This is a genomic window from Thalassococcus profundi (assembly GCF_003344785.1).
GTDB classification, from domain to species: domain Bacteria; phylum Pseudomonadota; class Alphaproteobacteria; order Rhodobacterales; family Rhodobacteraceae; genus Puniceibacterium; species Puniceibacterium profundi.
The window spans coordinates 102639-117164 of sequence record NZ_QPMK01000009.1; the positions used below are offsets into that span (position 1 = coordinate 102639).

Below are 14526 nucleotides of genomic sequence, written 5' to 3' on the forward strand. Positions count from 1 at the left end.
CTCCAGTGTTGGGATGGGGGTCAGGCGGCCTTGTCGCCGCCGATGCCGGAAATCGCTTGGATGAGGCTGTCCTCGGTCACTTCCTCGGACGTGAAGGTCCGCATGATCCGGCCGGAATACATGGCGACGATCCGGTCCGAGACATGCAGAACCTCGGGCATTTCCGAGCTGATGACCATGACCGCATAGCCCTGCGCCGCCAGCTCGCGCAGCAGTTTGTGGATCTCGGACTTGCTGCCCACGTCGATGCCGCGGGTCGGTTCGTCCACGATCAGCACGCTGGGCTTCATAGACAGCCACTTGCCGATGACGATCTTCTGCTGGTTGCCGCCCGACAGGTTGCCGACCTTCTGTTTCCAGCCCGGCGTGCGGATGTCCAGCTTGTCGCGGTAGAGATCGAAGATCGCGACCTCGGCGCCCTCGGCCACGAACGGCCCGGCCTTGAGGTCGTCGACCTGCGGCAGGGTCATGTTGTCCCGGCAGTTCATGCCCAGCACCAGCCCCTGCCCCTTGCGGTCCTCGGGCACCAGGCTGATGCCGCGGGCGATGGCGTCCGAAGGCGAGTTCAAGCGCACCTCCTCGCCGTCGAGAAGGATCTTGCCCTTCGACGGATCGCGCAGGCCAAAGAGCGTCTCGGCGATCTCGGTGCGGCCGGCGCCGACAAGGCCGTAGAAGCCGACCACCTCGCCGCGGCGGATGTCAAAGCTGATGTCGTCGTAGAGCTTGCCGCAACTCAGCCCCCGCACTTCGAGCGCCACGTCGCCCAGCTCGTGATGCGACGCATTGCGGCTGAGGTCGAGTTTGCGCCCGATCATCATCTGCGTGACCTTTTCCTCGTCGGTCTCGCGGGTTTCGACCGTGCCCTGGTACTGACCGTCGCGCAGCACGGTGATGCGGTCGGTGATCTTGAAGATTTCCTCCATCCGGTGGGAGATATAGACGATCCCGACCCCGCTCTTTTGCAGATCGGATATCACGTCGAAAAGCACAACCTTTTCGGCATCCGTCAGCGACGCGGTGGGCTCGTCGAAGATCACCGCCTTGGCATCCACGGTCAGCGCGCGGGCGATCTCGACCATCTGCTGGTTGGCGATGGACAGCGATCCGACCCGGGTCTTGGCGCCGAACCCCACGTTGAGCTTTTTCAGGATCGCATCGGTCTTGGAGAACAGCGTCGCCCAGTCGACCCGGCCGAAACTCTTTTTCGGCAGCTCGCCCAGGTAGATGTTCTCGGCCACCGTCAGTTCCTCGGCGAGGCTCAGTTCCTGGTGGATAAAGACGATGCCCTTGGCCTTGGCTTCGAGCGGGCCGGCCATGACCACCGGCTTTTCGTCCATCAGGATGCGGCCTTCGTTCGGCTGGTGGATGCCGCCCAGCACCTTCATCAGCGTGGATTTGCCCGCCCCGTTTTCGCCCATCAGGGCGTGGACTTCGCCGGGCATGACCGACAGCGACACGCCGTCGAGCGCGCGCACGCCGGGAAAGGTCTTGACGATGCCTTCGAGACGCAGAACCGGATCGGTCATACCTTGAGCTCCTCTTTGCCTTTGACGTTCAGCTGACGGTCGAGCACCAGCACCGCGATCAGGATGAGGCCGATCACCAGGTTCACCGTCGAGGTGTCGGCGCCGATATGGCCCAGACCCTTGCGCAGCAGCTGGATGGCGATGACGCCGCCCAGGGTGCCGATGACGCTGCCCGCGCCGCCGGTGATCTTGGTGCCGCCCAGCACGACGGCGGTGATGACCCACAGCTCGTAGAGCTGGCCGTCGTTGGGGTTCACGGACCCCGATTCCGAATAGAAGACCACCGCCGACAGCGCCGCCAGGAAGCCGATGATCGCGAAGTTGATCATCATGTGCGGCCCGACGCGGATGCCCGCGTTGACCGCCGCCTCGCGGTTGTCGCCGATGGCATAGGCGTTGCGGCCGTGCACCGTGCGGGTCATCACGTACCACAGCACCAGAGTCACGATCGCAAGGAACCAGGTGGCCGTGTGCAGCCCCAGGACCTGCGCTTCGGCAAAGTCGACGAGCGTCCAGTTCAGGTGGCTCGTGGGGTTCTCGCCGTTGAACATGAAGACGATGCCGCGAAAGCCCAGCATCGACCCCAGCGTGACGATGAAGGCGTCGACGCCGGTCTTCCAGACGATGATGCCATTGAGCGCGCCCAGCATCGTGCCCGCCAGCAGCGCCAGCAGCCAGGCCACCGGGATCACCCAGTCGCCCAGGCCTGCAAAGATCGGCCAGGTCATGCTGTCCAGCAGGATGATCGCGGCGATGGCATAGGTCGCGCCCACGCTGAGGTCGATGTTGCCGTTGATCATCACGATGGTCATGCCCATGGCGATGATGCCGATGGGGGCCGACTGCTTGAGCAGCAGCAGCATGTTCTCGTAATCCATGAAGGCGTTGTCGGAGAGCGACAGGTATTCGCCCGCGACGCTGAAGAAGATCAGCTCGAGCACGATGAAGCCCCAGATCGCGCCTTTTTTCAGAGCGTCGGAAAGTGCACCAGGTTGCATGACCTTTTCCTCTTCTAATGCCCTACCGCTTCGCTGCTTGAGGGCTGATTGCTTGCCCTACCGCTTCGCTGCTTGAGGGCTGATTGCTTGCCCTACCGCGTCGCTGCTGGCGGGCGGATTACGCGATCGGTGACCAGAGCTTGCCGCGCTTGGCCGCGATATCGAGCCAGACCGCAAGGATGATGATTACCCAGGTCACGACGAACTGGACGTAGAACTGCAACCCGAGCAGCAGCAGGCCGTTCTGGATGAACCCCAGGATCAGCACGCCGATGACAGTCTTGAAGATCGTGCCCGACCCGCCCATCAGCGACGCGCCGCCCAGGATGACCGCCGCCAGCACCTCGAGCTCCAGACCCTGCCCCACGGTGTTCTGCGACCCAAGGCTCCGGCTGGCCTGGATCAGCCCCGCCACCGCCACACAGGCCGACGACATGACGTAGCACAGGAACACCGTCCGCGCGCGCCGAATGCCCGAGAAGGTCGCCGCCGTGCCGTTGCCGCCCACCGCATAGACCTTGCGCCCGAAGGGCGTGCGCGCCAGCACGAGGCCCAGAACCGCGGCAAGGCCGAGGAAGATCAGGATCGGCACCGGGATACCCAAGGCCGTGCCCTGGCCGAAGACGCTGAACCAAGTGCCTTCCTTGTCGGCGATGTCCATGTTCTTGCCGCCGGAATAGGTCAGCGTCAGACCGTGGATGGCCGACAGCATCCCCAGCGTCACGATCAACGAATTGAGTTTCAGATACCCCACGAGGAAGCCGATGAAAGCGCCAAGGCAGAGCGTCATGGCGAACATCGCCGGGATCGCGAGGAACGGACCGATCTTGTCGTGCAGGTCCAGAACCACGATGGTCGAGAAGGACATCATCGATCCCACGGACAGGTCGAGATTGCCGCTGATCACCACGAAGGTGACGCCAAGCGCCATGATCCCAAGGATTGCCGAAGATCGTATAACGCTGAACAAGTTGTCCACCGACAGGAATTTCGGATTGGCGAAGGTGAAGGCGATGATGAACAGCGCAAAGGCGACCAGGATGCCCTGCTTTGCCAGAACGCTGCCGATTTTCTGCTTTGTCAGTGTTGCCATGATCCCCTCCCCAAGGTCGCTGGCGGTCAACGGTCAGATATCGTCGCGGCCACGTCAGACCAGTGTCATGCCGCCGTCGATCATAACGATCTGCCCGGTCATGTAATCGCTGTCCTCGGAGGCGAGGAAGGTCGTCGTGCCGGTGATGTCCTTCGGCTTGGCCACCCGGCCGCGCAGGATCTCGGCGGAGAACTCTTCCATCGCCTGCCCCGGACGGCTGGCCGCGCCGATGTCCATCAGATCGCGGTCGACCTGTTCCCACATCTCCGTGGCGACGACGCCGGGGGCAAAGCCGGTCACGGTGATGTCGTGCTTGGCCAGATCGCGGGCACCCGACTGGGTCAGCGACACGACGGCGAATTTCGAGGCGCAATAAGGTGCTACGTTGTCGAACCCCTGGCGGCTGGCGATCGAGGCGGTGTTGATGATCTTGCCACCGCCGCCCTGCGCGATCATCTGGCGCGCCGCCTCCTGCATGCCGATCAGGCAGCCCAGACCATTGACGCCCATGATGAAATTCCAGTTGTCCTCGGTCACGTTCATGAAGTTCATCGGACGATTAACACCGGCATTGTTGAACTTCACATCGAGCCGCCCGAAGGTTTCGACCGTGTGGGCGATCATCGCGCGCACCGCGTCACGGTTGGCGACGTCGACTTGGGCCGAGGTGACGTTGCCCGCCTGCCCGTTCAGGCGGCTGCGGTTCTGCTCGGCCACGCCGGCCGCGCCATCGCCGTCGATATCGGCGAAACAGACCTTGGCGCCCTCGTCCAGAAGCGCTTCGCCGATGGCCCGGCCGATACCGCGCGCCGCACCCGTCACGATGCAGACCCGTCCCGTCACACGTCCCATGACGCGCCTCCCTGTCTCTGAAACCGTCGAACTCGTCGAAAGACTGCGGGACGCGAGCTGTGCCCGCGCCCCGCACCCGGGAGGAGTTTAGAACACCGGCTTGGTGAACTCGCTCATGTTGTCCTGGGTGATCTTCGGCGTGTCGAAGTAGTTGAGGAACGGCACGTCTTCGCCGTTCAGCACGTCGATCGCGGTTTGCAGAGCCGCTTCGGCGTCATCGACCGGCGACTGGTAGATCGAGCCCCAGTAGTCGCCCGCCTCCATCGCCTCGTATCCGACCGAGAAATTGGTGGCGCCGACAAAGATGATGTCCTCGCGGCCCGCGGCCTTGGCGGCGTTCAGAGCCCCCACGCCCATGTTGTCGTCACCGGCATAGACGCCGTCGATGTCGTCGTACTTGACCAGGAAGGCTTCCATCACCTGCTGGGATTTCTCGCGGTTCCAGTCGCCGGGCTGGGTTTCGACCAGCGTGACGTCCGGGCAGACCTCGGGCAGACGATCCTCGAACCCCTTGGCGCGCTCGATGGCGGTGGTGTAGCCGGGCTGGCCACTGATCTGCACAACGCGGGCTTCGGCTTCGATGCCCATGTCCTTGAACTTGTCGCACATGATCTCGGCCGACCGGGCACCCTGTGTGATGTTGTCGGGACCCGAGAAAGAGGCCACGAAATCAAAGCCTTGCTCGGCGATATTGGAGTTGGTGACGATGACCGGTATATCGGCCTGGTGCGCCTTGCGCACGGCGGGGATCACCGCTTCGCCATTGGTCGGCCAGATGATGATCGCATCGACGTCCTGCTGGATCAGATCCTCGACCTGGGCGATCTGGCGGGCGACGTCGCCGCCGGCATCCAGGACCACCGACTCGACCATGTCGTTCTCTTCGGCGGCGGCGATGAAAGCCTGCTCGTAGGTGGTCTGGTAGCTGTCCACGCCGACGTTGTTCTGCGTGATGCCGATCTTGAACGGGCCGTGCTCGGCGGCCTGGGCCATGCCTGTCAGCGCCAGTGCCGCGCTCGATGCGGCAAGGATGGTGCGAAGTGTCATTTGGGTCTCCTCCCGGTTGACGTCTCTTGTCTTGGTCGTTCAACGGCCTGCTCCCGGATCACCCCCGAGAGTGGCTCTTGCCGCATACTGCCCAAGGCGCCACGCCGTGAGACCGGCAATAAAATCCATTTTGGAGATTATTTTATCCAAACTGGATGTCTTCCCGGTACGATCTGATCGTCATTCTGAACAATTTGAAGGCGGACGAGATGAGCGGATCGATGTCATCCAAATCGACCAAATACACCGAAGGTTCGGTGCAGGCTTTATCGGAAAGGATCGATACCAGCGTGAACGCGATGGCAGGACATAAGCACGGCGTTTCCGTTTCGCAAAGCGTCCATGCCGAGATGCTGACGGTTCTGTCCTTTCTGGAGGACCTGTGCGGCGAGGTCGAGGACACGATCGAACTGGCCTCGACCGATGCGCATCTGCGCATGGCGCTGCACCTGCTTCAGGGCCATTTCGAGGCGCGCACAGTCACCCCCACCTCTCTGATCGGCGCCAGTGGCGTGCCCTACGCCACCGCCAACCGACGCATGAAGGACATGATGAAGGCCGGGCTCATCGACCAGCGCCCGCGCACCAAGACCCGCAAGAGCTTTTCCCTGCATCCAAGCGACAAGCTGCTGTCGCAATGGGTGCAGCTGTCGGGCCGCGTGCAGCGCATCGCCGAGGGGCATTTCGGCGGTCTGGGGTCTGCCACCAACCCGCAGGACTATTACTTCGGCGGCAGCTACGCCGCGGCGCATTCGATCCCGCCCCTGCCGATCCGGTCCGAACCGTTGCGCGTGTCGGGCGGCATCCGGGTGCTGGTCCATGGCGACCCCACCTTCATGGTCATGGAGAATCTCAAGCGCCAGTTCGAACAGTCCATCGGCACCCAGATCAGCCAGCGCGCCTTTTCCATTGACCGCCTGCGCGACGAGGCGCTGCGCAATGCCGACCGGCCCACGAGCCGCTACGACATCATCGCAGTCGACCTGCCCTGGATCGGCGAATTTGCCGACAGGGGCGTGCTGATGCCGCTGGAGGATGCCTTTGACGTCGCGGCACTCGATCCGGCGGATTTCCACACCGCCGGCTGGAAGGCGACGCATTGGGGTGGCCGCGCCTTCGCCGTGCCCGCCCAGACCACGCCGGAACTGCTGTTCTACCGCCGCGACCTTCTGGCCGCTGCGGGGCTGGAGCCGCCCGCGACGACCGACGCGCTGCTGCAGGCCGCGCGCACGCTGCACCAACCGCAGCGCGGGCTCTACGGCATCGGCTGGAACGCCGCGCGCGGCACGGCGCTGGGGCACACGGTACTGATGACCATGGCCGATTTCGGCCAGCCGATCCTGAACCTGCCCGAAGTGGCCGGCGGCTTTGATACCGACCGTCTGGCCGACCGCGACTACCGCGTCACGATCGACACCGACGCGGGCCTGCAGGCAGCGGAATTCCTGCGCGAATTACTGAGCTATTCGCCGCCCGACATCCTGTCGATGTCCTGGTACGAGCGCGTGCGGCCCTATGCCCAGGGCAAGATCGCCATGGCCTACGGCTACACGCTGCTGGCCCCCTATTTCGAGCTCGACGAGACCTCGCCCGCCTACGGACAGACCGGCTATCTGCCGCATCCGGTCGGGCCGGGCGCCACCGCGGTCGCGCCGATCGGCGGCTATGCGCTCGGCATCCCGTCGAACCTCGCGCCGGAACGCCTGCCCGCCGCCGCCGAGGCACTGACGCTCTTTACCTCGCCCGAGGCGCAGAAGCTTTTCGTGCAGAACGGCAGCCGGACCAACGCCCGCTACTCCGTCGCCGCCGATCCGGATGTGCGCCGCGCCTCGCCGATCTTCGAGGCCGTGGACGGCATGTCCTGGCGCGACGAACTGCAATTCTGGCCCCGCCCGCCGGTGCCCGAGATCGCCGGGATCATCCAGATCTGCGGCGAGGAATTCCACGACATGCTGCGCGGCATCCAGAACCCGCGCGACGCCCTGCGCCGGGCCCAGGATCGCGCCGACGCGCTGATCACGCCCCGACCAAAGACCTGACGTCCCGAGGAGGAGAGACACATGGACACCGAACGCCTGAAGGGCAAGAACATCCTGATCACCGGTGCCGCCCGCGGCATGGGCGCCGCCAATGCCGAAGCCTTTGCGGCGCAGGGCGCCAACGTGTGTCTGGGCGATCTCGATGGCGACGAGGCGCAGAAGGTCGCCGATGCGATCAACGCCGCCGGCAATGGCAAGGCCGTAGCGGTCAGGATGGATGTCACCAGCCGCGCCGACAATGCCGCCGCCGTCGCCGCGACGGTCGAGGCCTTCGGTTCCATCAACGTGGGCCTCTTCAACGCCGGCCTCAACAAGCCCCGGTTCTTCATGGATATCGATGAAGACAACTGGGACATGATCATGAACGTCAACACCAAGGCGATGTGGCTCGGCATGCAGGAGGTCGCGCGCCAGATGATCGCGCAGGGACCGCAGGACAAGCCTTACAAGCTGATCAACGTCGGTTCCATCGCATCGCGCAAACCGCTGGTGGACGTCACCGTCTACTGCACCTCGAAATACGGCTGCCTCGCGCTGACCGAGTGTGGCGCGCTGGGTCTGGCCGAGCACAACATCACCGTGAACGGCTATGCCCCGGGCGTCGTGGTCACCCCGCTCTGGGAACAGCTCGACAAGGACCTGGTCGAGATCGGGTTCAAGGAGCGCGCGGGCCAGGCCTACGACGACATCGTCGAGAACAACCTGGTGATCAAGCGTGTGTCCTATCCCAAGGACGTGGTCGGCACCGCATCGTTCCTGGCCAGCGACGACAGCGACTACATGACCGGCCAGATGATCTCGATCGACGGCGGCTGGGTCACGAAGTAACCCGAACAACCCCCTGATTTTGCAACAGAATGGATGCGCGCCCGCGTATCCGAAAGGAGCCTTTCATGTCCCGCGCCCTGATGCCGAACATGCTCACACCGCAAGACCTCGAACCGAACTGGGAATGGCGCGAGCGCCTGCCCGCCTGGGGCCACATGTCGGTCGATTTCGAACGCCGCATAGACCATGACCGCCTGCGCCGCTACCGGCTGGCCCGCACCCGGCAGTCTCTGCAGAATTCCAAGGCCGGGTCGCTGCTGCTCTTCGACGTGAACAACATCCGCTACGTCACCGCCACCAAGATCGGCGAATGGGAGCGGGACAAGATGTGCCGCTTCTGTCTGCTGACCGGCGATGACAGCCCCTACGTCTGGGATTTCGGTTCGGCGGCGATGCACCACAAGCGCCATTCCGACTGGCTCGAGCCCGACCACTGCCTGGCCGGCGTCGTTGGCATGCGCGGCACCATCCCGCCGGATTTCGGCCTGATGACCAAATACGCCAAGATGATCGCGCAGCTCATCAAGGACGCAGGCATGGCCGACATGCCGGTGGGCGTCGATTATGCCGAAACCGCGATGTTCCACGCCCTTCTGGCCGAGGGCATCAACGTGGTCGACGGCCAGCAAATCATGCTGGCGGCGCGCGAGATCAAGAACTGGGACGAGATCCAGCTGCTCACGCAGGCGGCGTCGATGGTCGATGGCGTCTACCACATGATCTACGAAGAGCTGAAACCGGGCGTGCGCGAGAACGACATCGTCGCCCTGTCCAACAAGATGCTCTACGAGATGGGCAGCGACGATGTGGAGGCGATCAACGCCATCTCCGGCGAGCGCTGCAACCCGCATCCGCACAACTTCACCGACCGGCTGATCCGCCCCGGCGACCAGGCGTTCTTTGATATTCTGCAATCCTATCAAGGCTATCGAACCTGTTATTACCGCACGTTCAACGTTGGCCGCGCGACGCCCGCGCAGAACGACGCCTACGTGAAGGCGCGCGAATGGATCGACGCCTCCATCGCGATGATCAAACCGGGTGTCACCACCGACAAGGTGGCCGAGGTCTGGCCGACCGCCGAGTCGCTCGGGTTTCCGAACGAGGATGCGGCCTTTGGCTTGCAGTTCGGACATGGGCTGGGTCTGGCGCTGCACGAACGGCCGATCATTTCCCGCGCTATCAGCCTCGACCACCCGATGGAGATCCAGACCGGCATGGTCTTTGCGCTGGAAACCTACTGCCCCGCCGCCGACGGCTATTCGGCCGCGCGGATCGAGGAAGAGGTCGTCGTGACCGAAAAGGGCTGCGAGGTCATCAGCCTCTTCCCGGCGGAAGAGCTGCCCATCGCGAACCGGTACTGAGCGATGGCCAACCCGTTCGACCTGACCGGCCGCAAGGCCCTGGTCACCGGCGGCGCCACCGGCATCGGCGAGGGCATTGCCCTCGGCCTTGCCGCCGCCGGGGCCGACGTGGCGCTGACGTACCGCAGCCACGCGCCCGACGACACGCTCAAGGCCATCGAGGCGCTCGGCGTCAAGGCGGCGGCGGTCAAGGCGGATTTCGCCGGAATGGATGCCGCGGCCGCCGAAGAGGTGATCGACTTCGCCAGCAACGCTTTGGGCGGGCTGGACATTCTCGTGAACAACGCGGGCATCATCCACCGAGCGCCGTCGGTCGAGATGGCGCTCGACGACTGGCGGCGGGTGCTGTCGGTCAACCTCGATTCCGTCTGGTTGCTGAGCCAGGCCGCCGGCAAGCGCATGGTGGCGCAGGGCAGCGGCAAGATCGTCATCGTGTCCTCGGTGCTAGGCTTCCAGGGCGGGCTGACCGTGCCGGGCTATGCCGCCAGCAAGCACGCGGCCATCGGGTTGACCCGGGCGCTTTGCAACGAATGGGCGCCGCACGGAGTCAACGTCAACGCCATCGCCCCCGGCTACACCGCCACCGACAACACCCAGGCTTTGCGCGACGATCCGGTGCGCTCGAAGGCGCTGCTGGAGCGGATTCCGCAGGGCCGGTTCGCCGACCCGTCCGAGATCGCCGGCGCCGCGGTGTTCCTGGCATCCGACGCCGCCGCCTATTGCAATGGCAGCATCCTCGCCGTCGACGGCGGCTGGCTTGCACGCTGAGAGAGGACCCATGGAAAACTCACTGACTGGAAAGACCGCGCTGGTCACCGCCGCCGGAAACGGCATCGGCCGCGCCTCGGCCGAGGGGCTGGCGCTGCGCGGCGCGACCGTGATCGCCACCGATATCGACGCCGCGGCGGTCGAAACCGTCGCCGCCGGGTCCGAGCGGATCAGCGCCCACAAGCTTGACGTCATGGACGCCGACGCCGTGGCGGCGCTGCTGGCCTCGGTCCCTGCCCCCGATATCCTCGTGAATTGCGCGGGCTGGGTGCATGACGGCACGATCCTCGACTGCGACGACGACGTCTGGGACCGGTCCTTCGGCCTCAACGCCAAGGCGATCTTCCGGCTGACCAAGGCGGTGCTGCCGGGGATGCTCGACGCAGGCTCCGGGTCGATCGTCAACATCGCCTCGATCGTGTCCTCGGAAAAGGGCGCGCCGCGCCGCTTTGCCTACGGGTCGTCCAAGGCGGCGATCATCGGCATGACCAAGTCCATCGCGGCGGATTTCGTCAAGCAGGGCATCCGCTGCAACGCCATCTGCCCCGGCACGGTGCAAAGCCCCTCGCTGAACGACCGGCTGGCGGCCACCGGCGATTTCGACAAGGCGCTTGCCGCCTTCAAGGACCGCCAGCCCATGGGCCGGCTCGGCACGCCCGAAGAAATCGCCGAGATGGTCTGCTATCTCGCCGGACCGATGTCGGCCTTCACCACGGGGCAGGCCTTTGCCATCGACGGCGGGTGGTCGATCTGATGGCACTGGACCGCGCCGCCTGCATCGACGACCTGCGCCGGATCGCGAAACGCCGGATCCCGCGCTTTGCCTTCGACCTCGTGGATGGCGGCGCGGAATCCGAATGCAACCTGCGGCGCAACATCTCGGCCTTCGAAGAGGTCGAACTGACGCCGCGCTACATGACCGACGTTGGCAGGGTCGACATGACTGTGTCGATCTTCGGCAAAATCTATGCCACCCCCTTCGGCATGGCGCCCATCGGGATGCTCAACGCCTTCTGGCCCGAGGCCGACCTGATCCTCGCCCGGATGTGCAAGCGCGAGAACATTCCCTACGTCGCCAGTTCCGCCGCCTCGACCACGCTGGAGAGGCTTGCCAAGGCGGCGGACGGCAACGGCTGGTTCCAGCTGTATGTCTCGGGCGATGACACGGTGACGCAAGGTCTGATCGACCGGGCCGAAGCGGCTCAGTACGAGGTGATGATGGTCACCGCCGACGTGCCCGCCGCCGGCAAGCGCGACCGCGACATCCGAAACAAGCTGGCCGTGCCCTTCCGCGTGACGCCCGAAGTGCTGCTGCAACTCGCGATGACCCCGCGCTGGACCCTCACCAGCCTCTCGCATGGCAAGCCAAACATCGCCAACTACGCCGACCTGCTGAAGGCGGCGACGTCCTACGCCGATGTGCAGAAGACGCTGATCACCCCCAGTTTCACCTGGGACGATCTCAAGCGCCTGCGCGACCGCTGGAAGGGCACGCTTCTGGTCAAGGGCATCCTGCATCCCGACGATGCGCTGAAATGCGCCAAGCTGGGCTGCGACGGGATCGTCGTGTCGAACCACGGCGGGCGGCAGGTGGCCTTCGGCCCGCCCACCATCGAAGCCCTGCCTGCCATCGCGGATGCGGTCGGCGGACGGCTGAAGATACTTCTCGACAGCGGTATCCGGCGCGGCGCGGACGTGCTGCGTGCCAAGGCGCTGGGGGCGGATTTCACCCTGGCCGGGCGGGCGCTGGCCTTCGGCGTCGGTGCCGGTGGCCGCGACGGCGCGGAGCGGGCGATGCAGATCCTCACGCTCGAACTGGAACGCGCCCTCGGCCAGCTGGGCACCGCGGCCTTTGCCGATGTCGGTCCCGATGCCCTGAGCCGCCCGCGCGCCACCACCTAAGGCGCGGCTCAGGCGTCCTCCTCGCGCGGCCCCTGAACCAGCCCCGCTTCCATCGCGAACCAGACCATCTGCGCATCGGTCTCGAGCCCCAGCACGCTCTTGATGTGGTAATGGTTGTTGCGCACGGTCTTGAGGCTGATCGACAGCGCCTCGGCGATCCGCTCAACCGGCCAGCCGCTGGCCAGCAGCCGCAGAATCTCGGTCTGGCGCGTGCTGAGGTCGCGCAGGCGGGTGCCGGACCCGGCGATGCGGTCCTGCGCGATGGCCTCGATCACGTCCGGAGAGATCATCGTGCGGCCCTTGAGCACGCCGAAGATCGCCTTGATCAGAGTGTCGGGCGCGCTGCTTTTCGTGACATAGCCCGCCGCCCCCGCCTCGATTGCCTTGAGCGCGAAGGCCGACCCCTGGTGCATGGTAAAGACCACGATCTTAGCAGCGTCGTCGTACTGGCGGATGTGCCGGATCGCCTCGATCCCGCTGGCGCCGGGCAGGGTCACGTCCATCACCACCGCGTCGGGCATTGCCTCGCGGAAGCGGGCATAGGCGCTGCGGGCATCCTCGGCCTCGGCGACGATCTGCAGGCCCGGCTGCAGGTCGATGAGCCGCCTGTAGCCTTCGCGCACGACCGGGTGGTCATCGACGATCATGATGCGGTGATCGGTCATGCGGCGCGGCGGCTCAGCGCGTCCGGCAGGGTCACGGTGACGCGGATGCCCCGCGGCGTCTCGGCGATGGCAAAGGTGCCGCCCATGGCCCCGGCTCGTTCCGAGATCCCCAGCAGCCCGTGCCCCTGCCGGTCCGCCTCGAGCGTGCCGCCGCCGTCATCCTCGACACCCAGGCGCACCGTGGCGCTTTCGGCCCGCAGCGTCACTCGGACATGCCGCGGCGTGCCGTGGCGCATGGCGTTGGTCACGCATTCCTGCACGATCCGGTAAAGGTCGAGCGCCACCGCGTCCGGCAGCCGATCCTCGTCCAGCGCACAATCCAGCGTCAGCCTCGCACCGCGCTGCACCTCCCATCCCGCCAGCATCGTGCGCAATGACGCGGCCAGCCCCACCTCTTCGAGGTCCGGCGGCCGCAGCCGGGCGAAGGCGCCGCGAAGGCACTCCATCATGCTGCGGATGTTGGCGCCGATGGCTTCGGCGTCGCGGGCGATGTCGCGCCGGTCGGGCGGCGCGGCGCAGGCGACCGATGCGGCCAGCGCCGCCGTGGCGGTCAGGGTCTGGCCGAACTCGTCATGCAGGTCGCGGGCCAGCTGGCGGCGCTCCACATCCTCGACCTCGATCAGCTTGCGGGTCAGCGCCCGGCTTTGAGCCGCACTGGCCCGCAGCCGCGCGGCCAGACGGTTGACCGCCTGCGCAATCTGGCCGAACTCGTCGCGCCCTCCCGCATCCACCCGCGCGCCCAGGTCGCCGCTGGCCAGCCTGTCCAGACCCGAGACGATGCCGCCGACCGGCCCCAGCCGCGACAGGATCGCGATAGTGCCCAGTACCAGCACCCCCGCCGCCATGGCCAACGTCTGCCAGAGCGTCATGCGCACCCGTTGCCACGCCAGCGTCGCGGCAGCCACCGGGTCGAAAGAGGACTCGATTCGGAACGCACCGCTTTGCGAGGCCGTCCCGGTGCGCGTCACCGGCGCGGGCGGCGTCAGCACCTGTTCGACGGCGGTGCGGAACCGCGCCGGCGCGATCTGGCCAAAGACCTGCCAGCCCGCACACAGCCGCCGTTCCGAGATCTTGCGCTGTTCGAAGACGATGCAGGTGCCCGGCGCCATCACGCCAAGCAGCTTGATCGACGTCATCTCCGCATAGAGCGGATCACCCACCCGCGGCTCCATGTGATAGTTGCGCTCCAGCACATAGCTGGCGCGGGTCAGCGTGGTCTGGGTGTTCTGCGCCGCCGTCCGGTAGGCATCGGCGGCGGCGAGGCAAAGCGTCACCGCCCCGGCCAGCAGCGTCACCAGCCAGAGCGTCAGGACCAGTCGGAACCGCAGACTCATGTCTCTCTCCCGGATCGTCACGTTCCTCCGCATGATCGGGCAAAGCGGCGCGCCTGTCGCGGGCAATTTGCCCGATCTTCGGCGAAACCGGCACGAGGGCTTTCCACCAC

13 protein-coding genes are annotated in these 14526 nt (G+C 65.6%); 6 read left to right on the plus strand and 7 right to left on the minus strand.

What is annotated here, in order from left to right:
* Positions 1–20: 20 nt before the first annotated feature.
* The 5 genes from DU478_RS13035 to DU478_RS13055 form a co-directional block, all read right to left on the minus strand.
* Positions 21–1526 carry a sugar ABC transporter ATP-binding protein gene (locus DU478_RS13035; protein WP_114511401.1) on the minus strand — a complete coding sequence of 502 codons (1506 nt, stop codon included), beginning with the start codon at positions 1524–1526 and terminating at the stop codon, positions 21–23.
* The gene (locus DU478_RS13040) at positions 1523–2524 is read right to left on the minus strand and encodes an ABC transporter permease (protein WP_114511402.1); all 1002 of its coding nucleotides are present in this window, start codon (positions 2522–2524) and stop codon (positions 1523–1525) included. The genes DU478_RS13035 and DU478_RS13040 overlap by 4 nt, the downstream gene beginning before the upstream one ends.
* 118 nt (positions 2525–2642) lie before the next feature.
* The gene (locus DU478_RS13045; protein ID WP_114511465.1) at positions 2643–3617 is read right to left on the minus strand and encodes an ABC transporter permease; all 975 of its coding nucleotides are present in this window, start codon (positions 3615–3617) and stop codon (positions 2643–2645) included.
* 54 nt (positions 3618–3671) lie between these two features.
* Entirely contained in the window at positions 3672–4469 is a 798-nt protein-coding gene (locus DU478_RS13050) for an SDR family oxidoreductase (RefSeq protein ID WP_114511403.1), read from the minus strand.
* A gap of 87 nt (positions 4470–4556) precedes the next feature.
* On the minus strand, positions 4557–5516 hold the full coding sequence (locus DU478_RS13055) for a sugar ABC transporter substrate-binding protein (protein ID WP_114511404.1): 960 nt from the start codon (positions 5514–5516) through the stop codon (positions 4557–4559).
* Positions 5517–5815: 299 nt separating this feature from the next.
* Between DU478_RS13055 and DU478_RS13060 the strand changes: the two genes are divergently transcribed.
* The 6 genes from DU478_RS13060 to DU478_RS13085 all read left to right on the plus strand — a co-directional run bounded on the left by DU478_RS13060 (position 5816) and on the right by DU478_RS13085 (position 12417).
* On the plus strand, positions 5816–7555 hold the full coding sequence (locus DU478_RS13060) for an extracellular solute-binding protein (protein ID WP_233501257.1): 1740 nt from the start codon (positions 5816–5818) through the stop codon (positions 7553–7555).
* Positions 7556–7576: 21 nt separating this feature from the next.
* Entirely contained in the window at positions 7577–8383 is an 807-nt protein-coding gene (locus DU478_RS13065; RefSeq protein ID WP_114511405.1) for an SDR family NAD(P)-dependent oxidoreductase, read from the plus strand.
* Between the two features lie 65 nt (positions 8384–8448).
* Entirely contained in the window at positions 8449–9747 is a 1299-nt protein-coding gene (locus DU478_RS13070; RefSeq protein WP_114511406.1) for a M24 family metallopeptidase, read from the plus strand.
* Between the two features lie 3 nt (positions 9748–9750).
* Complete coding sequence (locus tag DU478_RS13075) at positions 9751–10515, plus strand: SDR family oxidoreductase (protein WP_114511407.1); 765 nt, start codon at positions 9751–9753, stop codon at positions 10513–10515.
* Between the two features lie 10 nt (positions 10516–10525).
* Positions 10526–11269 (plus strand): SDR family oxidoreductase, encoded by a 744-nt coding sequence (locus DU478_RS13080; protein ID WP_114511408.1) that lies wholly within the window; start codon positions 10526–10528, stop codon positions 11267–11269.
* Complete coding sequence (locus tag DU478_RS13085) at positions 11269–12417, plus strand: alpha-hydroxy acid oxidase (RefSeq protein WP_233501230.1); 1149 nt, start codon at positions 11269–11271, stop codon at positions 12415–12417. Before DU478_RS13080 ends, DU478_RS13085 begins: the two co-directional genes overlap by 1 nt.
* 8 nt (positions 12418–12425) lie before the next feature.
* Here the strand turns inward: DU478_RS13085 and DU478_RS13090 are convergent, their stop codons facing one another.
* Both DU478_RS13090 and DU478_RS13095 read right to left on the minus strand, forming a co-directional pair.
* Positions 12426–13082 carry a response regulator transcription factor gene (locus DU478_RS13090; protein ID WP_114511410.1) on the minus strand — a complete coding sequence of 219 codons (657 nt, stop codon included), beginning with the start codon at positions 13080–13082 and terminating at the stop codon, positions 12426–12428.
* Positions 13079–14416, minus strand: a complete 1338-nt coding sequence (locus DU478_RS13095) for a sensor histidine kinase (protein WP_114511411.1) — start codon at positions 14414–14416, stop codon at positions 13079–13081. The genes DU478_RS13090 and DU478_RS13095 overlap by 4 nt, the downstream gene beginning before the upstream one ends.
* Positions 14417–14526: the final 110 nt, after the last annotated feature.